Origin of the sequence: Cytobacillus sp. SAFR-174 (assembly GCF_051964675.1) — a bacterium.
In the GTDB taxonomy this organism is placed as follows: Bacteria; Bacillota; Bacilli; order Bacillales; family Cytobacillaceae; genus Cytobacillus.
Genome location: NZ_JBQCMZ010000018.1, coordinates 75,711 through 101,233 on the forward strand (window position 1 = coordinate 75,711; position 25,523 = coordinate 101,233).

The 25,523-nt window shown below is 41.9% G+C and carries 29 protein-coding genes; 5 read left to right on the forward strand and 24 right to left on the reverse strand.

The annotated features are described in order from the left end of the window. Positions 1-170 precede the first annotated feature (170 nt). The 16 genes from ACTHRG_RS17570 to spoIIIAA all read right to left on the reverse strand — a co-directional run bounded on the left by ACTHRG_RS17570 (position 171) and on the right by spoIIIAA (position 12,325). Positions 171-1,064, reverse strand: coding sequence for a polyprenyl synthetase family protein (locus tag ACTHRG_RS17570; protein WP_076258086.1), 894 nt, complete (start codon positions 1,062-1,064; stop codon positions 171-173). Between the two features lie 2 nt (positions 1,065-1,066). Then, positions 1,067-1,300: an exodeoxyribonuclease VII small subunit gene (xseB, locus tag ACTHRG_RS17575; RefSeq protein ID WP_048008230.1), complete on the reverse strand. Its 234-nt coding sequence runs from the start codon at positions 1,298-1,300 to the stop codon at positions 1,067-1,069. Between the two features lie 5 nt (positions 1,301-1,305). Beyond that, positions 1,306-2,646, reverse strand: coding sequence for an exodeoxyribonuclease VII large subunit (gene xseA, locus ACTHRG_RS17580; protein WP_076258085.1), 1,341 nt, complete (start codon positions 2,644-2,646; stop codon positions 1,306-1,308). Positions 2,647-2,795: 149 nt separating this feature from the next. Beyond that, positions 2,796-3,653, reverse strand: coding sequence for a bifunctional methylenetetrahydrofolate dehydrogenase/methenyltetrahydrofolate cyclohydrolase FolD (folD, locus tag ACTHRG_RS17585; RefSeq protein ID WP_076258084.1), 858 nt, complete (start codon positions 3,651-3,653; stop codon positions 2,796-2,798). A 94-nt stretch (positions 3,654-3,747) separates the two neighbouring features. Continuing rightward, positions 3,748-4,137, reverse strand: coding sequence for a transcription antitermination factor NusB (nusB, locus tag ACTHRG_RS17590; RefSeq protein ID WP_076258083.1), 390 nt, complete (start codon positions 4,135-4,137; stop codon positions 3,748-3,750). A 272-nt stretch (positions 4,138-4,409) separates the two neighbouring features. Further along, positions 4,410-4,817 (reverse strand): Asp23/Gls24 family envelope stress response protein, encoded by a 408-nt coding sequence (locus ACTHRG_RS17595; protein ID WP_076258082.1) that lies wholly within the window; start codon positions 4,815-4,817, stop codon positions 4,410-4,412. A gap of 20 nt (positions 4,818-4,837) precedes the next feature. Then, positions 4,838-6,190: an acetyl-CoA carboxylase biotin carboxylase subunit gene (accC, locus tag ACTHRG_RS17600; RefSeq protein WP_048008234.1), complete on the reverse strand. Its 1,353-nt coding sequence runs from the start codon at positions 6,188-6,190 to the stop codon at positions 4,838-4,840. A 14-nt stretch (positions 6,191-6,204) separates the two neighbouring features. Next, on the reverse strand, positions 6,205-6,711 hold the full coding sequence (accB, locus tag ACTHRG_RS17605) for an acetyl-CoA carboxylase biotin carboxyl carrier protein (RefSeq protein WP_076258159.1): 507 nt from the start codon (positions 6,709-6,711) through the stop codon (positions 6,205-6,207). 374 nt (positions 6,712-7,085) lie between these two features. Next, on the reverse strand, positions 7,086-7,625 hold the full coding sequence (locus tag ACTHRG_RS17610) for a SpoIIIAH-like family protein (RefSeq protein ID WP_076258081.1): 540 nt from the start codon (positions 7,623-7,625) through the stop codon (positions 7,086-7,088). Between the two features lie 3 nt (positions 7,626-7,628). Further along, positions 7,629-8,297, reverse strand: a complete 669-nt coding sequence (gene spoIIIAG, locus ACTHRG_RS17615; RefSeq protein WP_048008237.1) for a stage III sporulation protein AG — start codon at positions 8,295-8,297, stop codon at positions 7,629-7,631. Beyond that, positions 8,290-8,922, reverse strand: coding sequence for a stage III sporulation protein AF (spoIIIAF, locus tag ACTHRG_RS17620; protein ID WP_048008238.1), 633 nt, complete (start codon positions 8,920-8,922; stop codon positions 8,290-8,292). The genes spoIIIAG and spoIIIAF overlap by 8 nt, the downstream gene beginning before the upstream one ends. A gap of 12 nt (positions 8,923-8,934) precedes the next feature. Beyond that, positions 8,935-10,134, reverse strand: coding sequence for a stage III sporulation protein AE (gene spoIIIAE, locus ACTHRG_RS17625; protein ID WP_076258080.1), 1,200 nt, complete (start codon positions 10,132-10,134; stop codon positions 8,935-8,937). Between the two features lie 87 nt (positions 10,135-10,221). Next, positions 10,222-10,611, reverse strand: coding sequence for a stage III sporulation protein AD (spoIIIAD, locus tag ACTHRG_RS17630; protein WP_172581968.1), 390 nt, complete (start codon positions 10,609-10,611; stop codon positions 10,222-10,224). A gap of 15 nt (positions 10,612-10,626) precedes the next feature. Then, a complete protein-coding gene (spoIIIAC, locus tag ACTHRG_RS17635) occupies positions 10,627-10,833 on the reverse strand; it encodes a stage III sporulation protein AC (RefSeq protein ID WP_009332905.1) in 207 nt (68 codons plus the stop codon). Between the two features lie 52 nt (positions 10,834-10,885). Next, positions 10,886-11,401 (reverse strand): stage III sporulation protein SpoIIIAB, encoded by a 516-nt coding sequence (gene spoIIIAB / locus ACTHRG_RS17640; RefSeq protein WP_076258078.1) that lies wholly within the window; start codon positions 11,399-11,401, stop codon positions 10,886-10,888. Next, the gene (gene spoIIIAA / locus ACTHRG_RS17645) at positions 11,402-12,325 is read right to left on the reverse strand and encodes a stage III sporulation protein AA (protein WP_076258077.1); all 924 of its coding nucleotides are present in this window, start codon (positions 12,323-12,325) and stop codon (positions 11,402-11,404) included. 191 nt (positions 12,326-12,516) lie between these two features. On the opposite strand from spoIIIAA, the gene ACTHRG_RS17650 reads away from it, so the two are divergent. The 3 genes from ACTHRG_RS17650 (at position 12,517) to ACTHRG_RS17660 (ending at position 14,911) form a co-directional block, all read left to right on the forward strand. Beyond that, on the forward strand, positions 12,517-13,899 hold the full coding sequence (locus ACTHRG_RS17650; RefSeq protein ID WP_440231689.1) for an alkaline phosphatase: 1,383 nt from the start codon (positions 12,517-12,519) through the stop codon (positions 13,897-13,899). Between the two features lie 74 nt (positions 13,900-13,973). Next, the gene (locus ACTHRG_RS17655; RefSeq protein WP_076258076.1) at positions 13,974-14,660 is read left to right on the forward strand and encodes an SIMPL domain-containing protein; all 687 of its coding nucleotides are present in this window, start codon (positions 13,974-13,976) and stop codon (positions 14,658-14,660) included. An 83-nt stretch (positions 14,661-14,743) separates the two neighbouring features. Continuing rightward, entirely contained in the window at positions 14,744-14,911 is a 168-nt protein-coding gene (locus tag ACTHRG_RS17660; RefSeq protein WP_175609092.1) for a hypothetical protein, read from the forward strand. A gap of 35 nt (positions 14,912-14,946) precedes the next feature. On the opposite strand, the gene efp is transcribed toward ACTHRG_RS17660, so the two are convergent. The 4 genes from efp to ACTHRG_RS17680 form a co-directional block, all read right to left on the reverse strand. Next, entirely contained in the window at positions 14,947-15,504 is a 558-nt protein-coding gene (efp, locus tag ACTHRG_RS17665; protein ID WP_076258075.1) for an elongation factor P, read from the reverse strand. A gap of 25 nt (positions 15,505-15,529) precedes the next feature. Then, the gene (locus tag ACTHRG_RS17670; protein WP_076258074.1) at positions 15,530-16,591 is read right to left on the reverse strand and encodes a M24 family metallopeptidase; all 1,062 of its coding nucleotides are present in this window, start codon (positions 16,589-16,591) and stop codon (positions 15,530-15,532) included. A gap of 1 nt (position 16,592) precedes the next feature. Continuing rightward, the gene (gene aroQ / locus ACTHRG_RS17675) at positions 16,593-17,039 is read right to left on the reverse strand and encodes a type II 3-dehydroquinate dehydratase (RefSeq protein ID WP_076258073.1); all 447 of its coding nucleotides are present in this window, start codon (positions 17,037-17,039) and stop codon (positions 16,593-16,595) included. 223 nt (positions 17,040-17,262) lie between these two features. Then, a complete protein-coding gene (locus ACTHRG_RS17680; protein ID WP_076258072.1) occupies positions 17,263-17,793 on the reverse strand; it encodes a YqhR family membrane protein in 531 nt (176 codons plus the stop codon). A 429-nt stretch (positions 17,794-18,222) separates the two neighbouring features. Here ACTHRG_RS17680 and ACTHRG_RS17685 point away from each other — a divergent pair, with 429 nt between their 5' ends. Further along, the gene (locus ACTHRG_RS17685) at positions 18,223-18,609 is read left to right on the forward strand and encodes an SA1362 family protein (protein ID WP_286148378.1); all 387 of its coding nucleotides are present in this window, start codon (positions 18,223-18,225) and stop codon (positions 18,607-18,609) included. 32 nt (positions 18,610-18,641) lie between these two features. Here the strand turns inward: ACTHRG_RS17685 and ACTHRG_RS17690 are convergent, their stop codons facing one another. The 4 genes from ACTHRG_RS17690 to ACTHRG_RS17705 all read right to left on the reverse strand — a co-directional run bounded on the left by ACTHRG_RS17690 (position 18,642) and on the right by ACTHRG_RS17705 (position 24,839). Further along, positions 18,642-19,526: a patatin-like phospholipase family protein gene (locus ACTHRG_RS17690; protein WP_076258070.1), complete on the reverse strand. Its 885-nt coding sequence runs from the start codon at positions 19,524-19,526 to the stop codon at positions 18,642-18,644. Between the two features lie 105 nt (positions 19,527-19,631). Next, positions 19,632-20,657 (reverse strand): spore photoproduct lyase, encoded by a 1,026-nt coding sequence (gene splB / locus ACTHRG_RS17695; protein WP_076258069.1) that lies wholly within the window; start codon positions 20,655-20,657, stop codon positions 19,632-19,634. 434 nt (positions 20,658-21,091) lie between these two features. Next, entirely contained in the window at positions 21,092-23,653 is a 2,562-nt protein-coding gene (locus ACTHRG_RS17700; protein ID WP_076258068.1) for a vitamin B12-dependent ribonucleotide reductase, read from the reverse strand. A gap of 349 nt (positions 23,654-24,002) precedes the next feature. Continuing rightward, entirely contained in the window at positions 24,003-24,839 is an 837-nt protein-coding gene (locus tag ACTHRG_RS17705; RefSeq protein ID WP_440231690.1) for a lipoate--protein ligase family protein, read from the reverse strand. 182 nt (positions 24,840-25,021) lie between these two features. Between ACTHRG_RS17705 and ACTHRG_RS17710 the strand changes: the two genes are divergently transcribed. Continuing rightward, positions 25,022-25,405: a rhodanese-like domain-containing protein gene (locus ACTHRG_RS17710; RefSeq protein ID WP_035329981.1), complete on the forward strand. Its 384-nt coding sequence runs from the start codon at positions 25,022-25,024 to the stop codon at positions 25,403-25,405. Positions 25,406-25,523 lie beyond the last annotated feature (118 nt).

A 25,523-nucleotide genomic window follows, 5' to 3' on the forward strand; every position in this document is an offset into this window, starting at 1 on the left:
GAGAGAGACTCCAGGCAGCAATTCCTATCATACCAAAATATATACAATAAAGACCATCATTTTATTAAACAGCAAATGCCGCTGGTACAAATAGTACAGCGGCAAGACCAACGTTTCTTCATTCATTTTTGTACCCTGAACTTTGCGATTATGAGTATGTAATCAAGAAATTAGTGATCCCTGTTTGCAATTAGATCTGTTATTTCTTCGAGCAGCTCTGTTTGAAGGCCTGTTTCCTTCAGTTTCTCTTTTGCAGATCTGATATGGTATTCGAGCGCCTCTTTCGCGCCATTCATAGTAAGAAGAGCTGGATAGGTGCTTTTATTTTTTGATTCATCACTGCCAACAGGCTTCCCGATTATCTCTTCTGTCCCTTCAAGGTCGAGAATATCATCCCTGATTTGAAAAGCCAGTCCCAGATGATAGGCAAAATGGGATAGTGCCTGAATCGTCTCTTCATTGGCATTTGCCAAAATAGCACCTGAAACCACACTGCATTCCAGCAATTTGCCGGTCTTATGAACATGGATATACTCTAGGTCCTCTAAGTCCAGCTGTTTGCCCTCTCCTTTAATGTCTGCTGCCTGGCCTCCAACCATCCCTTCAGCACCTGCAGCTTTTGAAAGCACTTTAATTAAAGACAGCCTGGTTTCGGCGGAAGCAAATTCGGCCGGGGTTTCCGCAATGGTTTGGAAGCTGTATGTGAGCAAGGCATCGCCTGCCAGGATGGCAAAAGCTTCTCCATATACTTTATGGTTAGTCGGTTTACCTCTTCTTAAATCGTCATTATCCATACTTGGCAGGTCATCGTGAATGAGCGAATAGGTATGGATCATTTCGATTGCCGCCGCAGTCCATAATCCTTTTGCCGTATCTTCGCCAAAAGCAGCTAATGTGGCAAATAACAGCATCGGCCTGATCCGCTTTCCTCCCGCTTCAAGTGAATAATTCATCGCTTCCTTGATTTCAGGTGGAGCATTCAATTTATGTACATATTCCTTTAAATGAATTTCCAGTTTTCGCTTATGCAATTCAGAGAAAGAACTTAAGGATTGCTGCTGCAAGACTATTCCTCCTCCGGAATGGCGAAGTTCGTTTTTCGGCCATCTTCCGTCAGTATTTCCGTAAGCTGTGATTCCACATTTTTAAGCTTGTCATGGCATAATTTTGAAAGCTCCATGCCCTTTTTATAAATATTGATAGCCTCCTCAAGAGGAACATCGCCCTCTTCAAGCTTTTCCACAATCACTTCAAGTTCTTCCATCGCTTGCTCAAATGAAAGTTGCTTTTCATCCGCCATGCCATTCACTCCTCAATATCCGTTACCCGGCATTCAATAGTTCCATCAGATACCTTCAATTTTAACATATCATCCACTTTAACCTGAGACACAGTCTTTACCAGGGATTCCTTTTCTGTATAAGCAAGGCTATAGCCTCTATCCATGATTTTGAGAGGACTGAGCGCCTCAAGGGTTGAAATAACCCTCGCAAAATCCTTTTCCTTTGCAGCCAGGGTATTTGCCATTGTTTTGTTTAAAAGCTTATGCAGCCGATCATGTTTTTCTTTTGCCTGATCCTTCAGCTGACCGGGATGACTCCGAACCAGCCTTTTTTGCAGGATATCAGCCTGTTCCTGCTTTAAATCATGCAGCCTCTTTGATCCCCGCAGCAGCTGTTCGGTGACTTTGTCGAGCTGTTCCAGTTTTTGTTCATACAATTTTTGGGGGTATCTGAAAGCATAGGATTTCTGTACCCTTAGAAGCCGTTCATTTTGCAGTGCAATTTGTTCCTTCATCGCTCTTATCAGCCTTGATTGCCTGTTAAAAAGCCTTTCTGACAAATCATCAATATGCGGGACTGCCAATTCAGCAGCTCCCGTTGGGGTAGGAGCCCTTAAATCTGCAACAAAATCCGCTATTGTAAAATCTGTTTCATGGCCGACAGCTGAAATTACAGGTATTTCCGACTTAAATATGGCCCTTGCCACAGCTTCTTCATTAAAGGCCCAAAGCTCTTCAATGGAGCCTCCGCCCCTGCCGATAATTAAGACATCCGCTTCCCTGGAGGCATTTGCTTCCTTTATCGCTTTCACAATGGATGGAGCTGCCTGGTTACCCTGGACAAGCGCAGGGTATATAAGTATGTTCGCGATAGGATAGCGCCTTTTGAGCGTTGTCAAAATATCTCTGATTGCAGCACCTGTAGGGGATGTGATAACAGCAACTGTACGTGGATAACGAGGGATATTTTTTTTATGTGCAGACGAAAAGTATCCTTCTTTCTCCAGTTTCTCTTTAAGCTGCTCGTATGCCAGATAGAGCTCACCAACCCCGTCAGGCTGCATTTCCTGTACATACATTTGATATTGCCCGCTGGATTCATAAATGGAAATCGCTCCGCGAACTAATACTTTCATGCCGTTCTCCGGCCTGAATTTCATGGATCTCGCATTTCCTGCAAACATTACGGCTAAAATTCTGGCTTTCTCATCCTTCAAAGTGAAATACATGTGGCCGCTTGAGTGCTGTTTAAAGTTTGAGATTTCTCCCTTAACCAAAATATTTTGCAAATGAGGGTCGGCGTCAAATTTTCTTTTTATGTATTTGGTCAGTGCGTAAACTGTCAGATACTGCTGTTCCTTCATAACAATCTCCTTTATGCAGAAGTCAATTTGACACCTTCTGCAAAGCAATAACGCAAAAAAACTGCCCTTCCATTCAGCCTGCATGACAGGATTCCTAAGTACAGGATAATGGAAATGGACAGATTTTGCATCTATGGCGGTCATGAATTTTAGATTTTGCTTATAGAATACTTTGCTGCCTTTAATGTGTTATGCATTAACATGGTTATGGTCATCGGCCCCACTCCGCCCGGAACAGGAGTAATGTACCCTGCTATGTGCTTAACTGTCTCGAAATCAACATCACCGCAAAGCTTTCCTTCCGCATTTCGATTCATGCCCACATCAATCACGATTGCACCATGTTTAACATGGTCCTCCGTAATTAAATTGGCTTTACCTGCTGCTGCCACCAGAATGTCTGCCCGCTTTGTATATTCCTTTAGATTAGCTGTTTTCGAGTGACAGTAAGTAACAGTTGCATCTTTATTAAGAAACAGCTGTCCTGCAGGCTTACCTACGATGTTGCTTCTGCCAATAACCACTACATGCTTTCCGGCAATGTCTGCCCCGATGCTTTCGAGCATTTCAATGATCCCTGCAGGAGTACATGGGATATAGGCATCCTGAGCTGTCATCATTCTGCCGATATTTATGGGATGAAATCCATCCACATCTTTCTCAGGAGATATGGTCTCAATGATGGCTTTTTCATTAATATGGCTTGGGAGCGGCAGCTGAACGAGGATTCCATGAATTTCATCACTTTTGTTTAACTCAGTGATTCTTCTGATAAGCTCTTGTTCACTGACGCTTTCAGGAAGTTCAATAAGCATAGAATACATGCCCAGCTTATTGCAGGTTTTCTGCTTGTTGTTCACATAGGTTCTGGATGCCTGATTATCCCCCGTTAAAATAACAGCCAATCCCGGCGTGACTCCTTCCGCCTTCAGCTTTTGCACTTCAGCATCGATACGATCCTGTTTCTTTCTTGCAATTTCTTTTCCATCTATTAATTCTGCAGCCATTTGTATCCCCCTATCAGAAACTCGAAAGCGCCTTTGATAAGGACTGCCGGCTTGCTTGCATCTAGAAAGTGCCAGCATATCCAGTGTAAGTTTTTTAAAGTTTTTCTTTTACCTTTGATAAAACACCATTAATAAACTTGCTTGACTGATCATCGCCGTATAGTTTGGCAATCTCAATTGCTTCATCGAGCACCACATTGGCTGGCACTTCCTCTGTTAAATACAGCAGCTCAAAAACAGATAAGCGCAGAAGATTGCGGTCTACTGTGGCAAGCCTCTCCAGCGTCCATTTTTCAAGAAACCCTTTGATTTCATTATCAATTATTTCTTTATGCTCCAGCACACCTGATACAAGGTTGCTTAGATATTCATCGTTCTTTTCGCCCTCTAAAACATGTTCGATGGCGGTCTCTGGTTCTGTTCCGCTTACATCAATTTGAAATAAAGCCTGCAATGCTTTTTCTCTGGCTGTTCTTCTCTTCATCTTTATAAAACTCCTTTATGGCTAGCATAGTAATTTTCATTTTTGAGCATTTGCACGTCCAAAAATTGCATAAGAAGATAATAGCATAAGTAAGGAATCTTCGCACTACAACAAGAGCATTATGTTTGGTCAGAAACAAATGCAAGAAAACTTATAATATTAATTTCCCCTTTACAAACGCCTTTATAACGTTTTAGGGAGTGAATGATGAAGAGAATGAACCATAAGAAAAGCCAAAGACGGGTCTGATGTCTTTGGCTTGATGTGTAATGTTACATTTCCTGTTCGTATTCAACTTCATGCTTTTGGTTTTCAAACATAATTCCTACCACGTGAATGTTTACTTCCTGGGCGTCCAGGGCTGTCATATTCAACAGGGCCTGACGAATGTTGTCCTGGATTTTTTGGGCAACGCTTGGGATGGATACGCCGAATCTCATCAGACAATAAACATCGACTTTAATGCCTTCTTCTGTTAATTCAACTTTAACACCTTTGCCGTGGTTCTTTTTACCAAGCCGTTCCACCACTCCTGTAGCGAAGTTCCCGCGCATTTGCGCAACACCTTCTACTTCTGAAGCAGCAATGCCGGCAATAACCTCAATAACTTCCGGTGCAATTTCCACCTTGCCCAGGCCTGAATTTTCAGGGCTCATTTCGAGAATGTTATTTTCGTTCATTTTAGCACCTCCACAAGTTTTTAAGAATTCATTACATCATGCAATTCAAGAAATTTCGTATTAAACTGCCCTTCCACAAAATTTTCATGGCTTAAGAGTTTGAGATGGAACGGGATTGTTGTATGAACCCCTTCCACTACAAATTCACTTAATGCCCTTTTCATTCTGGAAATAGCTTCTTCTCTAGTATTGCCATAAGTGATCACTTTTGCAATCATTGAATCGTAATATGGAGGAATCATATAGCCCGGGTAGGCAGCAGAGTCGACTCGGACACCAAGCCCGCCAGGAGGCAGATACATATTAATCCTTCCTGCTGATGGCATAAAATTCTTCTCCGGGTTTTCCGCATTAATTCTGCATTCGATTGACCAGCCGTTAAATGTCACATCACTTTGTGTGAAGTTAAGCTTTTCTCCTGAAGCAACCTTAATTTGCTCCTTGATTAAATCGACCCCCGTTACCATCTCTGTAACAGGATGCTCCACCTGAATACGCGTGTTCATTTCCATGAAATAAAACTTGCGATTTTTATAATCGTATATAAATTCTATCGTGCCAGCGCCTGTATAATCAACCGCTTTTGCAGCTTTTACAGCAGCATTTCCCATCTCTTCGCGTGTTTCACCGTCAAGTGCAGGTGAAGGCGTTTCCTCAAGCAGCTTTTGCAGACGCCTTTGGATGGAACAATCCCTTTCCCCGAGATGGACGGTGTTCCCGTAATTGTCTGCAAGAACCTGGATCTCCACATGACGGAAGTCCTCGATATATTTTTCGATGTAAACGCCAGGATTCCCGAATGCTGTAAGTGCTTCCTGCTGTGTTATTGTAATTCCTTTAATAAGTTCCTGCTCATTGCGCGCTACGCGGATTCCTTTACCGCCTCCGCCCGCAGTCGCTTTAATAATGACCGGATATTCAATCTTTTCTGCCAGCTGGATAGCGTCTTCAGCATCCTTAATGATTCCATTAGAGCCCGGAACAATCGGAACTCCTGCTTCCTTCATCGTTTCCCTTGCAATATCCTTTGTGCCCATTTTGCTGATGGCTTCAGGTGTAGGTCCTACAAAAATAATATTGCATTCTCTGCACAGTTCGGCAAAGTCCGCATTCTCTGCAAGGAATCCATAACCTGGATGAATCGCATCACAGCCAGTAAGCTTGGCGACACTTATTATATTTGTAAAATTCAAATAGCTGTCCTTAGATGCTGTAGGACCAATGCAGTATGCCTCATCCGCAAGCTGAACATGGAGCGCTTCCCTGTCAGCTTCTGAAAAGACAGCAACAGATTCAATCCCCATTTCGCGGGCTGCCCTGATAATGCGGACAGCTATTTCTCCTCTGTTGGCAATCAAGAGTTTTTTTATCATTCTGTAACCGCTCCTTATTCAGGCTTTACTAAAAATAGTGGCTGGCCATATTCTACTAATTGGCCGTCCTTTACAAGCACTTCTACAATTTCACCATTAACTTCTGCTTCAATTTCATTAAATAATTTCATTGCTTCTACAATGCAGACAATGGAATCCTTCGTAACTTTTGAACCGGCTTTTACATATGCATCAGCATCAGGTGAGGATGACTGATAAAATGTCCCTACCATTGGTGAGACAATTTTATGTAAATCTTCCGCAGCTTCCGCCTTTGGTTCAGGAGCAGCTGCTGGCGCTTCTGCTTTTGGCTCTTCCACTTTCACAGCAGCTGGCTGGACCGGCTGTGGAGCAGGCGCTGACACTTGGGCAGCTGCAGGCTGAACTTGCTGTACAACAGCGGCTTCATTGCCTTTTTTCTTCATTTCAATTTTAGAACCTTCATGCTCATATACAAATTCATCAATATTTGACTGATCTACCAATTTAATCAGTTCACGGATTTCTTGTACTTTTAACATTTTTGCACCCCTTGTTTTCTCATTGCATGTTAATTCCCTTAATCCGTATGCTGATTTTGCTGAAAGATTTAGAAACATACGGCTGGAATGTCCTGCATGGTTTGAATTATGACTAGATACTAATATCATACGATAAGACCTTATAAAACTTCAACATTCTATTATGTACTGGATAATAATTTCTCTATCCGTTCTATGTTCCATTTTAATATTTTTCTAAATGTTTGTGAAATGTTTCATTGGATTTAACCGAATTTCATTCAAAATCACTTCACATTCAGGGCTTTTATACCATTTCTTTATACAATAGTTACCAAACTGTCAATAAATAGAATAGGGAAGCCCGCAAAATTTTGCAGGCTCCCGCTACAATTTTATTTTTCAACCTGAAATTCAACAGCCACTGCCTCAAGTTTTCCAATTTCGTTTCTTACTTCCTGGATGATATTGTTTGCAGCTGAAGCTGAGTGATCTTTTGCTTTAACAGTAATTTGAACCTTCTTGCCATCCGCACGGACAAGCACATCTTCATAATCCATCGCTCTGATTAATGTTTCAAGCATCGCTTCCTTTTGCGCAATTTCATTTAATTCATCAATTTGATCTTTTGCCTTCATTCTTTCTTCGGCAGGAAGGTCAGTTTGACCAAGGACCTCCTGCAGGTCTTCCTTCATGCGGCTGCGCTCGTCATCAAGCTGAAGACGGAGATTTTCAAACATTTCATCACTGGCAGTGTTTGTAATGATCGCTTTGCCGTCTTCACTCTCAACTGAGTCCATTTCACCCTGAGCCTTTTCTTCCATTCCAGCAAGGTCACTGCCTTTTTGTTCCGGTGATGTTACATAATAAACCGATAATACAACCACCAAACTCAGCATTGTTAATAGCCAGACCGTTTGTTTCTTTAAAAGCATCTATTATTCCCCCTTAGTTTTTTTAGGCATTACGGATACTCTATGACTTGGAACATCCAGAGCTCTGGTTACTGCCTCAATAATCCACTTTTTCACTTGTATATTTTCAGCCCCTTTTGCCACAACCAGCACTCCCCTTATTTCAGGTTTCTTGGTTTCTATGACAATGGGAACCTCTTTTTCTCCATTTCGGACAATCACAAGCTGTTCCTCCTGTGACTGATCCTCAACCTTCCTTTTGCCGCCTTCCCGATCTGTTTCATCAGTTTTCTGAGTTTGCGTTGTTTTGTTTTTTTCAAGGACTTTCTTCTCTGTGGCATCGACATTCACCACAACAGTGGCATCTTCCACCCCTACGATTGCATCAAGCGCCTCTTTAATTTGGGCTTCATATGCCTTTTCATAATTGGCGATGGTGTCATTTCCCCCGGATTTCTGCTGGCCGAAGACTGGCACTTCTTCCTCCTGCTTCACTTCTTCCCCATTTTTAAAAACGGGCAAATCACCGGTAGAACCATCTTCTTGAAACAGCGTATTGCTGATCAGCATGATCGCTGCTCCAAATAGGAGAACAAGCAGCAAATAGTGGAATTTTCCGGGCTTCTTATCAGACTGTCCATCCTTGGAAATTATCTTCTTTAACCATGTGAAAGGACCTTTTTCATTATCCATCCCTATCCATATTCCCCCCTTCTACCAGAACTTCGATTGAGTTTGCGTCTACATTCCATTTTTGTGCGAGAAGAGAAGCAATTCTTTCTGCATCTTCATGTTCGGGCCCGCTGGATGGAAGAGGTTTCCCGGCATTGATTTCCACTGTTTTAACCACTTCTACAGCTTCAGCTTCTGCATCTTCTGCTTTGAGTTGGATCATGACCTTTTGCAGGTTATCCGGGAAGGCTTGATCACTGCTTTCATCTACTAAAATATCAATGTTAGCAATTTCCAGACCGTACTGTTCCATCAACTCCTCTTCTGCGTCCTGTTTCATGTGGACAGCCATTTGTTCTAAAATATATGCATCACTTGAGGCTTGTATTTCTTTTTTCTTCATTTCTATTAAATTTTCCATATTTTTTTCTCCGGATGCCTCAAAAACCGGCACGGAAACAAGAGCTTCTTCAAAATCACTTGATATAATTCTCAAAATCGGAGTAAGAATAATCGCTATTAATAGCAGCCCTGTCACCATTTTTGTATATTTCTGAAGCTTGGAGCTGGGGAGGAGCATATCTATGACAGTGGCAAGCAGAACAAATAATATGATGTTGGTTACCCACTCTTTTATGAAATCCACTTCATTCCCTCCCTACCTGACCATCATGGTCAAATTGCCGGCCGCTATAATAACCGTAATGCTAAGGAAAAACATCAGGGAAACAATGGCCAGAGCTGCAAAAACATAGATGATGCTCTTGCTGATTATATCCAGGCAGGATATGATCGGCCCTCCTCCCAACGGCTGCAAAATCGCTGCCGCAAATTTATATATAAACGCAATCATTAAAATTTTGATTGCAGGAAAAGCTGCAATAATAAGGAGAATGGCTACTCCTGCTATCCCGACAGTATTTTTCAAAAGCACCGATGCGCTGATTACGGTATCTGTTGCATCTGTAAACATCCTTCCAATGACCGGAATAAAATTCCCCGTAATAAATTTTGCTGTACGGATGGTAATTCCATCGGTAACCGCTGCAGATGCTCCCTGAACTGATATAACTCCGAGAAAGACCGTCAGGAACATCCCAAGAAGTCCAATGCTCCAATTCCGGAGCAGATTGGCAAGCTGAGTTACCTTATAGTGTTCTGACAATGTGCTGACAATGCTTAACAGGGCTGATAAAAATAGAAGCGGAAGAATGACATACTGGATAAATAACCCGCTGACATTCATCAAGAACAGTATCACCGGGTGGAAAAATGCTGCAGATACCAACCCCCCCGAAGAAGCAATCAGCGCAAGCAGCAGAGGTATGAGAGCCATTATGAATGACACCATGGTTGAAATGGTTTCTTCCGTGTAAGTGATCGCTACATGGAAGCTATTCAGCGCGATAATAATCAACACCATGAAGACGATTGAATAGGCGGCTTTACTGACAGTGCTTTTTTCAAATGAATTCTGCAGCGACTGCAGGAACATGCTGAATACCGTCAGCAATATCAGAGTTCCAAGCAGTTTCCCGTTGACTATAAACTCATGGAATACAAACTTCATCGCGCCGCCAGCCCACTCTTTTAGTGAAAATTCCTTTTCTCCCTTTATGAATTCATAGAGACTCCCCTTTTGGCTCTCGGGCAAAAAACCTCCATACTCTGTTGTGATATCTTCCCAAAATCCCTTTAATTCATTAAGATCTAACTTATCCACCTGGGATTCAATTAAATCCTGCGGGGATATCGTTTCTTCTGCTTCGCCGGTCTTAGGTGAGGCTTGTACAATTGGTGCCAGGAAAAAGAATAGAAATAAACTGAACCCTAAAATTTTCTGCATCCTCTGCTTCATTTTTTCACCTCTTTTAAAGGACCCTCTCTAATTCCAGCAATATGTGCTTGTCCAGTCCGGCTGCTGTAATTTTCAGGAGACAGACGGCTAGCTCGGAATCATGCGAATAATGGTTTCGATTAATACAGTAAGGATTGGAATGGCCATGGCAAGGATAAGAATTTTCCCGCCCATTTCGATTTTTGCTGCAATGGCTCCCTGTCCTGCATCTTTGGTAATTTGTGCAGCAAATTCAGCTATATAAGCTATTCCGATTATCTTTAAAATGGTTTCTACATAGACGATATTCACCTTTGCATTGACGGCAATCTTTTCAATCATATGGATAATGGCATATATTTGGTCGACCAGAAAGAGAAAGATGGCACAGCCGACAAAAACAATCAGCAAAAAGGCAAAATTAGGCTTTTGCTCCTTAACAATCAGCGCAAGGAACGTGGCAACAAGCGAAAATCCGACTATCTGGAGAATTTCAATGGCTGAGCCCCCCTTTTATCCCTGAAACAAGAAGACTGATTTAATTTTTTGGAAAAGGTTATCTACAATGGAAGCAACCATAAATAAGATATAAATAAATCCGAAAAGTGTTACCCATTGGGCGTATTCTTTTTTGCCCACCTGATCCAGAATAGTATGCAAAAAGGCTACAACAATTCCCACACCCGCAATCTTGAATATGATATCTACCTCTAAGCCCATCTTTTCTCCCCCTAAGCTCTGATCAGCGTCCGGCAAATCAAGCCGGCATTTCCTACATTAGTAAAATGATTAAGAGCAATCCGGATAAAAACCCCAGACTTTTGACCATTCTCTCGTATTTCACTTGTCTGTCATGTGCATCAGCTTCTTCACGTTCCAGGTGGGTGAGGGTCAGCATGATCTGCTTTTGCTGAGAAAGACGGTCATGTCTTCCAAGTGTTTCGCCAAATTGCTTCATGATCTCGAATTCCCCTTGTTTAAAGGCGGTCATTTTCCATATTTCCGTCAAGCTTTCTTCCCAGGCGTCCTTTACTGTCGTCTCGGAATCAGTCAGTTTTTTTGCAAAGGATTCAAAGAACCAGGATAAAGGCTTGGAAAGCTGGGCAGAAAGCCGTCTGGCTGCTTCATGAAGAGGTGTATGGCCATACATAATTTCAGCCTCCAAGGACTGCAGTGCCGATTTAAGCTGACGAAGCTGGCGCGGCCGTTCGGTCAGGTGCCTTGAAGCTTCAAACCCTGTCCATGTTGTTGCAATGATGATCAAAACAGCTCCAATAAGCTTCATCATTTACATCACGCCCGCTTGTTGCTGATATCCTGCACCGTCTGTGTTTCGTATGCAGTCAATGCTGCCAGGCCCATCTTTTCTGCTCAATTCAATAAATCGCTGAAAAACGCCCATTTCAAGTACGGCCTGTAAAGTCGGGCGCCTCTTAATTTCCTCCAGGGAATTTCCATGTGTAGTCATAATCAGCTTTATTCCGGCATTTACTGCCTCCATTATGGCGTCTGCATCTTCATGCCTGCCAATTTCATCGACAACGAGAACCTCGGGGCTCATGGAACGAATCATCATCATCATGCCCTCAGCTTTGGGACAGGCATCCAGGACATCAATTCTGTTTCCAAAAGTCATCTGCGGGATCCCATTCACACATCCTGCGATTTCGGAGCGTTCATCCACAATCCCAACCTTACTCGCAGGAAGGCCACTGCCTGGATCACCAGATGAAATGATTCTTGCAATATCGCGGAGCAATGTGGTTTTACCAGTCTGCGGCGGTCCAATAATCATCGTATGCAGCCAGCCATCCCTGTAAATCCTCGGAATCAGCGTTTGGGCAATCCCAACTTTCTCTCTGGCAATTCTAATGTTAAAAGAGGAAATATCCCTGATCGCCTTAACCTTGCCTTGCTCAAGAATGACCTTTCCGGCAAGTCCAACCCGATGGCCGCCCTCAATCGTGATATAACCTCTTTTTAGCTCTTCCTCGAGTGTGTAAATCGAGAAATGACTAATTTTATTCAATAAATGCACGGCATCCTCTGAATCAACTATATAAGGGAGAAAATGCGGTACTCCCCTTGCTGTCAGCTCAATAGGCCTCGAAATGCGTACCCTGATTTCCTCCAGATCCTTTAAGATTTTCGGAGGGATTCTCTGTAATTGTTCGGCAATTTTTTTCGGCAAAAAGGCTATAATCGTTTCCAAGTCTGCTCCTCCATTTCCCAATCTGATTTCGGACTAGCTTCTCATTATTTAAAATGTATGCCTGCGGCAAAACAATATGACATAGATTTGAAAGCTTCACATTTAATTAGTACAAGCTTTTGCCTGAGTAAAAAAATATCTTTCTTCAAAAAATAATTCAAAAAGAACATAGAGAAAGGCCGGTGCCATTTATGAAAGCAAAATGCATTTACATTATTGTTATTTTTCACCTGATCGTTCTTGGTTTCTTACCTGCAGAAGGAATAGCTCATCAGAGAAATACAAACGGACCGCAAAATGTCATTCTGATGATTGGCGATGGAATGGGAATTGGCCAGATTGAGATTGCAAGAAAACTGCAATATGGAAAGGACGGGCGGCTGTTCCTGGAATCTCTGCCTCACACCGCATTGGTGCATACCGAATCTGCCAATAATTTTGTGACAGATTCAGCTGCCGGCGGTACGGCACTTGCAATTGGAAAAAAAACAAATAATGAGATGATCGGAGTTACGCCGGATGGGAAGGAAGCAGATAGTATCCTTGATTTATTCAAGAAAAACGATAAAAAAGCAGGGGTGATATCCACCAATACAGTTACAGATGCAACACCCGCTGCCTTTACAGCAAGTGTTGCCAACAGATGGTCCGGACAGGAGGAAATTGCACGCCAGCAGCTAAAATCCGGAGTGGATGTGCTGATGGGAGGCGGCAGATCATACTTCAAACCGGAAAAGCAAAGCGGGAGAGATTTAATAAAAGAGGCTAAGCAATATGGATATACTTATGCCCGGAATCGGGATGAATTGCTGAATGCCAAAGCCTCAAAGCTGCTCGGCTTGTTTAATGACGGATATATGAGCTTTAAACTGGACCGGCCTTTACTGAACAGCAAAGAACCCAGCTTAAAAGAAATGACTGAAAAAGCGATCGATGTACTCGCAAAAGGAGAACAGGGATTTTTCCTCATGGCGGAAGGGGCAAGAATTGATCATGCTTCGCACGCAGGTGATATTACAAGCATCTGGAAAGAAACCATTGAATTTGATGAAGCTGTCAAATATGCAGTTGAATGGGCAAAAAAGGACAAAGAAACACTTGTTTTGGTGGTAGCAGATCATGAGACTATGGGAATATCAGCATCAGAGCCGCTGGAGATACAGCATTTAAAGGAAATCAAGGCGACACCGCAGTATATGGTCAGCCAATTGGCAAGAGATGAAGATAGGGGCATTTATCGATCTGAAAGTGTGAAGGGTGTTTTAAAAAAGTATGCGAATATTGATTTAACTCAGCAGGAGATTGAAGCGTTTAATGGAAAGCTAATGAACACAGACAGCAAGGTTTATCCTCAATATTTAGCAGCATGGGAAATAGGAAGCCTGATTGCTGAGAAATATCATGGGGGAATTTTAACGGATACAGTAAGATCTCTAAGCTCAACCGGCGGTCATACAGGCAATATGATTCCTTTATTTGCTTATGGCAATGGGAGTGAAACTTTTACAGGAGTGCTGGAGAATACGGATATACCGAAAAAAATTGCCGGACTGATGAATTATAGCTGGCATTAATATTATGAGCATTTTCTCTCTTTCTCCCGCGTAATTCTAGAAAGATACATTCATAAAAGCGGGGTGAGAAAGTTATGTATTATTATCAGCCATTCGTCCGCAATACTGTGCAGGCTGGAAGCCATGAAAGATCCAAGCCAAATACTTTAAGGGTTTCAGGTGAAGGAAAGATAGCTGTACAGCCAGATGAGGCTAATATAAAGCTGGGTGTTTTAACAGAAGACCAGGAGCTTCAGAAGGCACAGGAGCAGAATGCTGCTGCCATTTCAAATGTCAAAAAGGCTCTTAATGCAATTGGAATAACAGATAAACAAATTCAAACGGCAGATTTCTCCATTTTTCCGCAGTATGATTTTGTGGATGGCAAGCAAATTTTCCGCGGGTACAAGGTTGAGCATATACTGAACATTACGGCCGATGAGATTGAAAATACAGGACTTGTAGTGGATACAGCAGTAGACAGCGGCGCAAATACGGTAAGAGGAATTACGTTTGAAACAGAAAACCAGCAGGAATTGTATCAGCAGGCACTAAGCATGGCCATAATGGATGCTTATAGAAAGGCAGAAACAATCGCTTCTTCACTAAGAGTCCAATTAATCAGTACTCCAGTATCCGTTTCAGAAGGTAATTCAGGCATGGTGCAGCCTGTCTCTTTTCAATCCTCCGCTTTTGTTAAAAGTGCCGCCAGCACACCTATCCAGCCGGGAACAATAGAAATCAAAAGCTACATCACGGCAGATTTCATTTTCTACAGCTAGGAAATCTTCGGCTTATAATCGCAGTGAAGAAGCAAATACTAATAAGGCGGCACTGAGCAATTTTATAGAAAAGAGGTTATTGGATGAATGAAAATTTAGATGAATTTTTAAAAAACCAGAAAAAAGGCGACAGGGCTTATCTGGGCGGAACCCGCGATAACAGAACTGCTCCCACATCTGATACTGATTATAATAATCGCAATGACACTGACATATCCCCCGGCGCAGAAGGCAGGAAATATAAAGGATAAAAAAAAATCCCGATTTCTCGGGATTTTTTTTAAAACTAAGCACGCGATACGTATGAACCATCAGTTGTATTGATGATTAGTTTATCCCCTTCGTTAACAAAGAAAGGAACTTGCACAATCAGGCCGGTTTCAACTGTTGCAGGCTTTGTTCCGCCGGATGCAGTATCCCCTTTAATGCCTGGTTCTGTTTCTGTTACTGTAAGCTCAACAGAGTTAGGAAGCTCGATTCCAAGAGACTCTCCATGATAAAGCATAATAGCAACTTCCATGTTTTCTTTTAAAAACTTTAATTCATACTCAATTGCTGATGCAGGCAGCTCGATTTGCTCATAAGACTCATTGTCCATGAAAACATGCTGATCTCCATTTGCATAAAGGTACTGCATTTTACGGTTATCGATCTGAGCTTTCCCTACTTTTTCACCTGCACGGAAGGTTTTTTCCTGAATCGCGCCTGTGCGAAGGTTGCGTAATTTGGAACGTACAAAAGCCGCTCCTTTTCCTGGTTTTACGTGCTGGAAATCCATTACACGCCAAATTCCGTTATCAACTTCAATCGTCAATCCCGTACGAAAATCATTTACTGAAATCATAAGTTTGTCCTCCTAATGTGTACAATTAAAGAATAATCAATTCTTTAGTAGAATGAGTAAGCGTTTCATTATGATCATTCGTTATGACTGTATCATCCTCAATGCGGACACCGCCAAGTCCCGGTATGTAAATGCCAGGCTCCACCGTTACAATCATTCCGGGTTCAAGGATAACATCAGACTTAAATGATAATGCAGGACCTTCATGCACTTCAAGGCCGATCCCGTGTCCGGTAGAATGGCCAAAATATTCGCCATAGCCTTTACCAGCAATATAATCACGAGTTAAGGCATCTGCTTCTTTGCCGCTCATTCCAGGTTTGATACCTTCCATTCCCCGCTCCTGGGCTTCCTGCACAATGGTATAGATTTCTTTCAGTTTATCTTCCGGTTCTCCAACAGCAACTGTACGGGTAATATCTGAAACATACCCCTTATAATAAGCGCCGAAGTCCAAAGTGACAAAATCGCCTTTTGCAATAACTTTATCACTGGCAACTCCATGCGGAAGAGCAGAACGGTACCCGGATGCTACGATAATGTCAAACGATGATGAATCTGCACCCGCTTTTCTCATAAAGAATTCTAATTCATTCGAAACTTCCAGTTCCGTAATACCTGGCCGAATGACATCAAGAATATGTTTAAACGCAGCATCTGCAATGTCTGCCGCCACCTTTATTATCTTAATCTCTGAATCGGTCTTTATCAAGCGTAACTTTTCAATAGTGTCAGAAACAGGGACAAGCTCGGCATTAACAGCTTTTTCATAGGCTTTATAGGATGAAAAGGTTACATGATTCTCTTCAAAACCAAGCTTTTTAATCCCAAGCTGTTCTGCCTGTTTGGCGATTTCTTCCGGAATGGCACCAGTATGCTTTACAATTTCATACCCTTCACATTGTTTAGCAGCCTGTTCCGTGTAGCGGAAATCGGTTATAAAGAGCGCGTTATCCGCACTGATTAGAACCACGCCCGATGAACCGGTAAAACCAGTCATATAACGGCGATTGTAATTGCTGGTAATCAGCATCCCATCTATACCTGACTCTGTAAAGCGTGCACGTAATTTTTGTATTTTCTCCATTTTATCCTCTCCCCTTGACAAAATCCATTAATGCATAAAATGCCAGATCATACCCTTTAAATCCAAGGCCGACTATCTGGCCCATTGCAGCGGGTGCAATGACAGAAATATGCCTGAATTCTTCCCTGGCATGAACATTTGAAATATGTACTTCGATCACAGGAACCTGGATTCCTGCAACAGCATCCCTTATTGCGTAACTATAATGAGTAAATGCCCCGGGATTGAAAATTATACCCTGTGTGCCATCTTCATTGGCAAGGTGAAGCCTGTCAATGAGTTCACCTTCGTGATTTGACTGAAAACAGATTACTTCTGTCTCATATGAAGCACCCAATGCTTTCATATTTTGCTCCAGCTGACCCAGTGTTTCTTTTCCATAAACACCTGGTTCCCTTTTGCCGAGCAGGTTTAAATTCGGCCCATTTAACAGGAGTATTTTCCCCATATTCAACCCCCTTTTTTAACAATTGCTTACAGGCTTCTCCTTCAATTTAACATCCAGATGAAAGCACTGAAAAAGAATGTCCACTTAAGAACATTCTATCATAAAGCAAAATTTCATACAGTTCTGATGTATAGCGCTATTCGTATTATTTTTCATTATTCCCGTGCTATAACCGTTCTTCATTTTGCTTTAATCTGCAAATACAAAGTCTGACTCTTAGCCATTAGATTAAATCCGGATCTGTGCGGGCCTTTTTTTCATCTTCGGTTTTGCCTCTGAGTTCTTGAGCTTCATATGAAATGGAATATCCTACGAATACGCCAAATAAAATATAGAAACAAAGTGATGTAATAATTGTATTTCTCTCAAGATCCCAAAACGGGCTGATTCCAGGGAAGATTGGATTGAGAACAAAAAACACCAGTAAAAAAAGGGCAACTCCATAGCCAGCCCCCACGAAAATACTTTGGAATTTCCGCAGCGCCGCATAATAGATAAGGGCAGCAATAATAGATACTCCCCCGATCAGGAAAATTGAAATCAGTGTTCCAAGCCATCCCTCTTTCCAGGCTCCAATCGTCCAGGGCTCGAGAATGACATTAGGGCGAATTTCCGTGAAATTAAACACATAAGCAAGATAGGCCAGACCGCTCCAAAGAATGCCTCCAACCAGTCCGGTAATGACCACCATTGTCATAAAAGACATCGGTTTTTCCCTTTGATCCTGTTCCAAGCGCTCTTTTTCTTCTGCCACTTTGCGCCACCTCCTTTTTCTATTATGTCCACACACAATTATTCCATTGCATCCAATTTTAAATAAAAGCGGCCGGGATAATTTCTGCTGCAAAAACTGTTCATAATTTTAATATATTTTCCTGTTATATAGAGGTTTTATGAGATTTTAAGTCGAATAAAATAATTAAGGATGAAGCTCTTTAATTTTGTGCTTTTCCGGCTATGCGAGTTCCGGAACTGGGGTGCACAGCATAAATTTAAGTATAAGCATTTTTCTCGATACTATGGAAAACCTTACTAAAGACTTATCAAAAGTTAATGTTCTTCTGTTTAAATTGTAAAGAAATAGGAAAATAAAAAAATGAAGACAGCTTTCATAATTATTTCGATAAACTTTAGCTTATAGAGTTTAAAAGCTTATAAAATTGCTCATCATGCTTTTAGGGAGGTGGCTTTCTTGAAAAAACCATTTGCATTTTATATTGTCTCCGGTCTTATAATTCTAGCTGTTATCGGAGTTGCCGTCAGCCTGATCTCAAATCCTGCCGGTTTTTTGCAGAGAATAGCTGTCATTGTCATCATTGGAGCTGTTGTATACTTTCTTTTTCAGCGCTTTAACAGGTCTAATCCCTCAAAGCGAGAGCAGCGAGCTTTTATAAAAGCAGCCAAAAAATCAAAAAGACGCTTTAATAATAAAGAATCTGGCACTGCTAATGGAAGAAAAGGATCTGTCGGTTCCATAACTTCTATAAAAAAGTCCAAAAAAAAGTCTTCTCCACATTTGACAGTCATAGAAGGCAAAAAAGGCAAAAAGAAAAATCGAGCCTCCCTTTAATCCAGGCTCGATTTTTTAGTTGAGATTTCTAATTAATAGCTCCATGAGGTAAAAAACTGCTCCGCACATTGCCTGCCATGCTCCAGAAGATCTTTTTTCTTCTGCTCGGTTATATTGAATTCCGCAGTCAGTACACCGTCGGTCGGAATGAAAATAATATTTTGTGCATGTTTTCTCGAGATGTATCTTGCATCATGCGCGTCCTTCATCGTTTCAAAAAGCGCCGCATACATTTGTATGGCGTTATCGATTTTTTTCGGGGGCCGTTCGCTTAAGTTATGACTTAACTTTATCCCGAGCACCGGCCTGGTCTTTTTCACATTTTCCTTATCAAAAAGCCACATCGGGAAATTGCTTAAAACCCCGCCATCCACGATGACACTTGTGCTGCTAAAGCCATTTAGCTTGACCGGCTCAAAAAAATACGGGAGGCTGCAGCTCATCCTGATCGCTTTTGCTACCGGAAATGAAACTGGATCAATACCATAATGCACAAGATCATCCGGAAGTACCATCAATCTTCCATTTGTCAGGTCTGACGCAATGACTCTCAGCGATTGCGGCGGCAGATCTGAAAATGTCCTGATTCCCCTATCGCCAAGTTTCTGAGCCATCCAGCTTTCAAGCTCAGATCCTTTATATAATCCCAGATGCCAATATAGATTAAGCCATTTTCCGACTGCAAAGGGGATAAATGTTTTTCTTTCATCAAGAAGCTTTTTGACTTCAAATTCATCGACGAGCCGATATATTTCCTCACTTGTATAATTAGCAGCTATTAATGCAGCCACAATGGATCCTGCACTAGTACCAGCAACCCGCTTGAAGCGAAATCCCCTTTTATGAACTGCTTCATATGCGCCGATTAAGGCAAATCCTTTGATGCCTCCTCCTGAAAAAACACCATCTATATACATGTAAGCCACTCCTGTCGATGTACTTGCTCATAGAGGAACCTTTACTTATACATCTTTAATCAGGAGCTTTTTAAAATAGTACGGCTGACAAGCAAAATTTCATAATTAAGTAAAATATTGCACTTCTGCCTCTGGAAAATAAGAATGGATATACTCCCTGATTGTATGTTCCAGATCCTTTGCTTCATCTGTCGGATAAACATACTTGCCTATACCATATCTTCCCCACTTATATTTTCGCTTTTCTTCATCCATTTCAAGCTTTGTTTTTGGGTAGCGTTTTTCAATTACTTTTTTTGCCGGTTTCGTAAATCTATGCTGGATTAATTCAAAAGTTAAGCCATTCAGATTGATGCCATCGAGTGAACTGCTTAACCTTTGAAACAGTTCATGGTAGCCTTCACGCCAATCATCGTGCATATAAATGGGTGCTACGATAAAGCCAAGCGGATAGCCTGCATTGGCTACTTTTCGGGCAGCTTCAAGCCGGTCATCAAATGAGGAAGTACCCGGCTCAAAGTTTTTTATTACATAGCGGGAATTGACACTAAATCGGAACCGGGTTTTCCCATTATGTTTCGCATCCAGCAAATGATCGACATGATGGTACTTGGTGACAAACCGAAGCTGGCCGTATTCAGTCTGACCGATAAATTCAATCGTTTTCTTCAGTGAATGTGTCAGGTGGTCAATCCCTACTATATCGGAAGTACACGCAGCTTCAAAGCGTGTCAGCTCCGGCTTGCGCTCTTCCATATATTTAGTGGCCTGATCAAAAATTTCTTCAAGGTTTACATACGTCCGGATATACGGCTTGCTGCCAAGGGTGGTTTGCAAATAGCAATAATGACAGTGACCCATGCAGCCAGTAGCAAGGGGGATGGCGTATTCTGCAGAAGGCTTGGATGTATCAAATTTCAGAGTCCGTCTGATCCCTACTACTAAAGTGGATTTAGAATTGCGGTATTTCTGCAATTCATTATCGCCAGGAATATTCCTCACCTGATTATGTGAAGTTGTTTCCCTGATTTCTATATTCATTTTCTCAAATTTTTCCTTTAGCTCTCTTCCTAATGGATACTCAAGTGCTTGAGGCTCTATATAAACGAGCTGTGGGATAAATGGCTTCATTGGAATAACCTCTCTTTGTCAATTTGTCCTGCCGTTTTATAATTTCGGATGAACTCTATGACTGTAGTATGAGCCAAATAATCCAACAGCAAAAAAAGAAGATGGAACAATTATTTCCATCTTCTCTCATTCGTTTTATTTATTTTTATGGCTTTTTTCGTATAAATTTTTGTTTTTCGCCTACCAATGCTGCCCGTTGATTTCCGCTACAGGATGCTCAGCGAACCGCGGGGCAGGCGGTGAGCCTCCTCGACACTGCGCGTCTGCGGGGTCTCACCTGTCCAGCTACTCCCGCAGGACGTTGAATAAGCTTCCCGGAAAAAACACCGCACGAAGAAAATGCGGTTGCATTTTCGAGGATCTCGCACCTTCCGCTCCAATCAACTCAGTAAATAATTTAAAAATAGCAACAACCCTTGCAAAAACAGCCATTTTTATAAACCGCATTTCAGCTGGGCATTACAGTTTGTGCAAGTATTGCAGCCGCCGATTTCTTTGACTTTTCCTTTGCGGCATACCGGACATGTATTGCCTACTTCAGAACCGATTGTTACATCGGTTGAACGCAGGTCGCTGATTGTATCAACCAGCACTACATGCTGCTTTGATTTTTCTTTCTTGACTGTATCAGTACCATCAAAGCTGTTCTCTTCAGCTTTTAGCGTCAATACTTGAGAATCACGTGATCCGTCCACATATACTGTACCGCCCTTTGCACCGCCGCGGTATAAACGTTCATACACCTTCTCAACCTGTTCCACACTATAGCCTTTTGGTGCGTTGACAGTTTTACTGATCGAGCTGTCGATCCAGCGCTGAATCACACATTGGACATCTGCGTGCGCTTCTGGAGCCAGATCCATCGCTGCTATAAACCATTCAGGCAGATTTTCAGGATCTGCATCCGGATTGCGGTCTAAATATTCCTGAACAATATCTGCCTTCACTTCAATGAACTTGCCTAAGCGGCCGCTTCTGAAGTATGAGAAGGAGAAATATGGTTCAAGGCCAGTAGAAACTCCAACCATTGTTCCTGTGGATCCCGTAGGAGCAACGGTTAGAAGATGTGAATTGCGGATTCCGCTTTCTAAAATAGAAGCACGGATATCCTCAGGCATTTTCTGCATGAAGCCTGTTTCGGTAAAAGCTTTGCGCAGGCGATTTGTTTCTTCAGGAGTGCCGCCTGTTAAGAACGGGAAGCTTCCTTTTTCCTCCGCAAGCTTTACAGAAGCTTTGTATGCTGATGTAGCAATGGTTTCAAAGACTTTATCAATCAGCACGTTGCCTTCTTCAGAGCCATATTCTGTTTCACAATAGATGAGCAGATCATGAAGCCCCATAACGCCAAGACCAACTCGTCGCTCGCCTAATGCCTGCTTTTTGTTCTCTTCAAGGAAGTATGGTGTAGCATCTATTACGTTGTCCTGCATCCGTACACCCACTTCAACAGTACGCTTCAGCTTTTCAAAATTAACAGTTTTATTTTCTTTATCTGCCATTTCTGCAAGATTTACTGCTGCAAGGTTGCATACAGAATTTGGCGCCAGAGGCTGCTCGCCACAAGGGTTTGTAGCTACAACCCTTTGTCCGTATGCCTGTGCATTTGTCATGTCGTTTGCGTTATCGATAAAGAAAATGCCTGGTTCAGCTGAGTATGTTGCACAAATGTTAATCAGGTTCCAAAGCTCTTTCGCTTTAATTTTACGGTGAACACGGACTTTATAGCCTAGTTTTTCCCACTCTCTGACATCACCGACTTTATGCCATTCTTCGTTGTATGTTTTCATCGTTTCAGCATCATAGGATTCAACATCCGGGAAACGAAGCTCATATTCTGCATCATTTTCAACCGCATTCATAAATTCTTTCGTGAGGCAGACTGAAATGTTTGCTCCTGTAAGGAACTCAGAGTTATGAACACTATAAGTACCGCCAGCCGCCAGCTTCTCCTCAGCATCTTTTATGATGTTTTCACTGAAGCCGCCATAGCCTGGAATACTTTTATAATTAATAATGCCCTGGTACATGGCAATTTCCTGTTCATTAAATGGAGTAAATTTTAATTTTTCTTTAGCATATTTTCTTATTGTTTCATCATTTGTATTTTCAAGCAGGAAGCGTAAAATTCTCGGGTTTTGCATTTTCGAGATGATGAATTCGATAATATCCGGATGCCAATCGGATAGCATAATCATCTGCGCACCTCTGCGGGATCCCCCCTGCTCCACCAGGTGTGTAAGCTTCGCAATATCATCCAGCCATGAAACCGAACCGGAGGATTTGCCGTTTACACCTTTGGCCAGTGTATTACGAGGTCTCAGAGTTGAACCGTTTGTCCCTACTCCGCCGCCGCGGCTCATGATCTCCATTACCTGCTTGCGGTGCTCGGAGATTCCTTCACGGGAATCCTGCACGAATGGCATTACGTAGCAGTTGAAGTACGTAACATCTGTGTCAGCACCAGCTCCATACAGCACGCGGCCAGCCGGAATGAAATTAAGATTTTTCAATTCCTGATAGAACTTCTCAAACCACTCTTTTCTCTTTTCTTCGGTCTTCTCCACCGATGCAAGGCCTGTTGCGTTACGCTTGGCGATTTGCTCATAGAAGATTTCCAAAGGCTTCTCGATTACATCAAGAGGCTTTGTAATAATGCCTGTTCTCGTTTCTTCCGGATCATCCAGCACCCCTCTGTAATCTTCCTCTACTAAAACCTTGGCTGTCTTGTTTTCCCAGTCAATATCGAGGATATAGCCTAAGCCGCGTGCAGGAAATTTGGGATCTTCCTTAATGGTGAGGACAACGAAGTCACCGTTTGTGAGTGTCACTTTCTCGGTGTCTTTGAAGGTATAGCGATCTAGCATAACCAAGCGGGAAACACCTTTGTGGGTCATTTTCATATCTGAGGTTACTGGGTGAACCTGAGGAAAGAGACGGATGTCCTTGTTTAAACGTTCAATGTTCAATTTCATTTTTTGTCCTAGAGCAACAGACATTGTTACAACTCCTTCTAAATTCAATTATCTAATTAATGTGTGTAAGTATTCTGTCAGATAGGGTAAATCTATCTGTTTTAAAAGAGTACCCTAAAGTTACCATAACTCAAACCTCAAAATCAATATATAGTGTCCTAAATATTTTCGACACCACTACATATTGTGTCTGATTCAACTGAATCTGATTTTGTCAAACTTAAAATATACTAAAATTTAAAGAAAAACAGAGTTAACAGCCGATTTCCGACAATTAACGATAAATTTTAACATATTTTGAAGCTTGCACTTTTTCAGAGCAGTAATTGGAAAATTATTCATTAAAAAAAGAGAAAAAGCGACTTATCCGCTTTTATCTCTTATAGTTCCAGTCATCGCTTTCATATCGTTCTTTTGCGATTTTTTGTACATATGCCATCTCTTCATCTGAAAGCTCGTAAGGTTCCAGTACAATGTCAAGGCCTTCCTCAAACCCTTTCTTGAAAGCTGCCTTAGCCTGTTCAAGAGTAATATTTTCTGCTGTCAGCTCATTTATGGCAACAGCTTTATTTTTAAAAGCCTTTTGCATTCTCTCTTTTACCCGGTCATTAGGATATTTGAACAAGCTGAACAGCTTGTCTTCATCCAAATCAAGCAAAATAGAGCCATGCTGAAGGATTACACCTTTCTGTCTTGTTTGTGCACTCCCTGCAACTTTACGGCCTTCTACAACAAGTTCATACCAGCTTGGGGCATCAAAACAAACAGCAGATCTTGGATTTTTTAGAGAGTCTCTTTCTTCAGCCGTCTTTGGTACGGCGAAATAAGCTTCCATTCCCAAGGCGTGAAAACCTTTTAGAATTCCTTCAGAAATGACTCTGTATGCTTCAGTTACTGTACTCGGCATTTCCGGGTGGAATTCAGGAACGATAACACTGTATGTGAGTTCATGTTCGTGCAGCACCCCTCTTCCACCTGTTGGTCTGCGGACGAACCCCAGGCCATGCTGCTTCACTGCTTCCATATCTATTTCTTTTTCAGCCTTTTGGAAGTATCCGATTGAAAGAGTTGCGGGATTCCAGCCGTAAAACCGGATTACAGGTGGCATCTTCCCCTCACTGTTCCAATCAAGCAAGGCTTCATCCAAAGCCATATTAAAAGAAGGTGAACCTTCTCCTGAATCGATAAACCGCCAAACTTCTTTAGTCATATGTAACCCTCATTTTCAATTTCTTTAACTTGTCATTTGCGGTTATTAGTCTAACAAAATTCCAATGAAAATTAAAGCAAGTTGAATTTCCATAACAAATTTACCAGATTTCCTTTACTCCAATCAGGAAAGACTTATATAATATTAGTTGGCTTACCTATGTGTGAAAGGAGAAAGACATATTGGAAACACTTTATTTCATTCTTATCATTTTGGGTGCAATCATTACCTATTCTGTCATAACATGGTTTTATCAGCGCCGAATTGTTAAAACGCTTACTGAAGACCAGTTTAGAGAAGGCTATAGAAAAGCCCAATTAATCGATGTTCGCGAACCAAATGAATTTGAAAACGGCCATATTTTAGGCGCACGCAATATACCGCTTTCACAAATGAAAATGCGCATGAAAGAATTGCGTCCGGACAAGCCAGTCTACTTATATTGCCAAAGCGGCATGAGAAGTGCGCGAGCTGCCCAGTTTCTGCACCGCAAAGGCTACAAAGACCTTTCACACCTGCAGGGCGGGTTTAAAAAATGGTCCGGAAAAGTGAAGGCGAAAAAATAATAATGTTATTTGAAAAGGCCTCGTCAGTTTGACGGGGCCTCCAGTTTGTAGACAAAAGGGGTTCGGAATAGTCTCATTCCGAACCCCTTTTTTGATTTTTTACTGGATTTGAATCATT

Coding starts and splice junctions, on each gene's coding strand:
- ACTHRG_RS17595 (WP_076258082.1), bottom strand. CDS start 4,817: ATGAACGAAAATAACATTCTCGAAATGAGCCCTGAAAATTCAGGCCTG.
- ACTHRG_RS17690 (WP_076258070.1), bottom strand. CDS start 19,526: ATGTATATAGATGGTGTTTTTTCAGGAGGAGGCATCAAAGGATTTGCC.
- ACTHRG_RS17655 (WP_076258076.1), top strand. CDS start 13,974: ATGTATTATTATCAGCCATTCGTCCGCAATACTGTGCAGGCTGGAAGC.
- folD (WP_076258084.1), bottom strand. CDS start 3,653: ATGGCTGCAGAATTAATAGATGGAAAAGAAATTGCAAGAAAGAAACAG.
- spoIIIAC (WP_009332905.1), bottom strand. CDS start 10,833: ATGGGCTTAGAGGTAGATATCATATTCAAGATTGCGGGTGTGGGAATT.
- spoIIIAG (WP_048008237.1), bottom strand. CDS start 8,297: ATGGATAATGAAAAAGGTCCTTTCACATGGTTAAAGAAGATAATTTCC.
- ACTHRG_RS17650 (WP_440231689.1), top strand. CDS start 12,517: ATGAAAGCAAAATGCATTTACATTATTGTTATTTTTCACCTGATCGTT.
- accC (WP_048008234.1), bottom strand. CDS start 6,190: ATGATAAAAAAACTCTTGATTGCCAACAGAGGAGAAATAGCTGTCCGC.
- ACTHRG_RS17660 (WP_175609092.1), top strand. CDS start 14,744: ATGAATGAAAATTTAGATGAATTTTTAAAAAACCAGAAAAAAGGCGAC.
- nusB (WP_076258083.1), bottom strand. CDS start 4,137: ATGAAGAGAAGAACAGCCAGAGAAAAAGCATTGCAGGCTTTATTTCAA.
- spoIIIAE (WP_076258080.1), bottom strand. CDS start 10,134: ATGAAGCAGAGGATGCAGAAAATTTTAGGGTTCAGTTTATTTCTATTC.
- xseB (WP_048008230.1), bottom strand. CDS start 1,300: ATGGCGGATGAAAAGCAACTTTCATTTGAGCAAGCGATGGAAGAACTT.
- ACTHRG_RS17670 (WP_076258074.1), bottom strand. CDS start 16,591: ATGGAGAAAATACAAAAATTACGTGCACGCTTTACAGAGTCAGGTATA.
- efp (WP_076258075.1), bottom strand. CDS start 15,504: ATGATTTCAGTAAATGATTTTCGTACGGGATTGACGATTGAAGTTGAT.
- splB (WP_076258069.1), bottom strand. CDS start 20,657: ATGAAGCCATTTATCCCACAGCTCGTTTATATAGAGCCTCAAGCACTT.
- accB (WP_076258159.1), bottom strand. CDS start 6,711: ATGTTAAAAGTACAAGAAATCCGTGAACTGATTAAATTGGTAGATCAG.
- xseA (WP_076258085.1), bottom strand. CDS start 2,646: ATGAAGGAACAGCAGTATCTGACAGTTTACGCACTGACCAAATACATA.
- spoIIIAB (WP_076258078.1), bottom strand. CDS start 11,401: ATGATGAAGCTTATTGGAGCTGTTTTGATCATCATTGCAACAACATGG.
- aroQ (WP_076258073.1), bottom strand. CDS start 17,039: ATGGGGAAAATACTCCTGTTAAATGGGCCGAATTTAAACCTGCTCGGC.
- ACTHRG_RS17610 (WP_076258081.1), bottom strand. CDS start 7,625: ATGCTTTTAAAGAAACAAACGGTCTGGCTATTAACAATGCTGAGTTTG.
- ACTHRG_RS17700 (WP_076258068.1), bottom strand. CDS start 23,653: ATGTCTGTTGCTCTAGGACAAAAAATGAAATTGAACATTGAACGTTTA.
- ACTHRG_RS17705 (WP_440231690.1), bottom strand. CDS start 24,839: ATGACTAAAGAAGTTTGGCGGTTTATCGATTCAGGAGAAGGTTCACCT.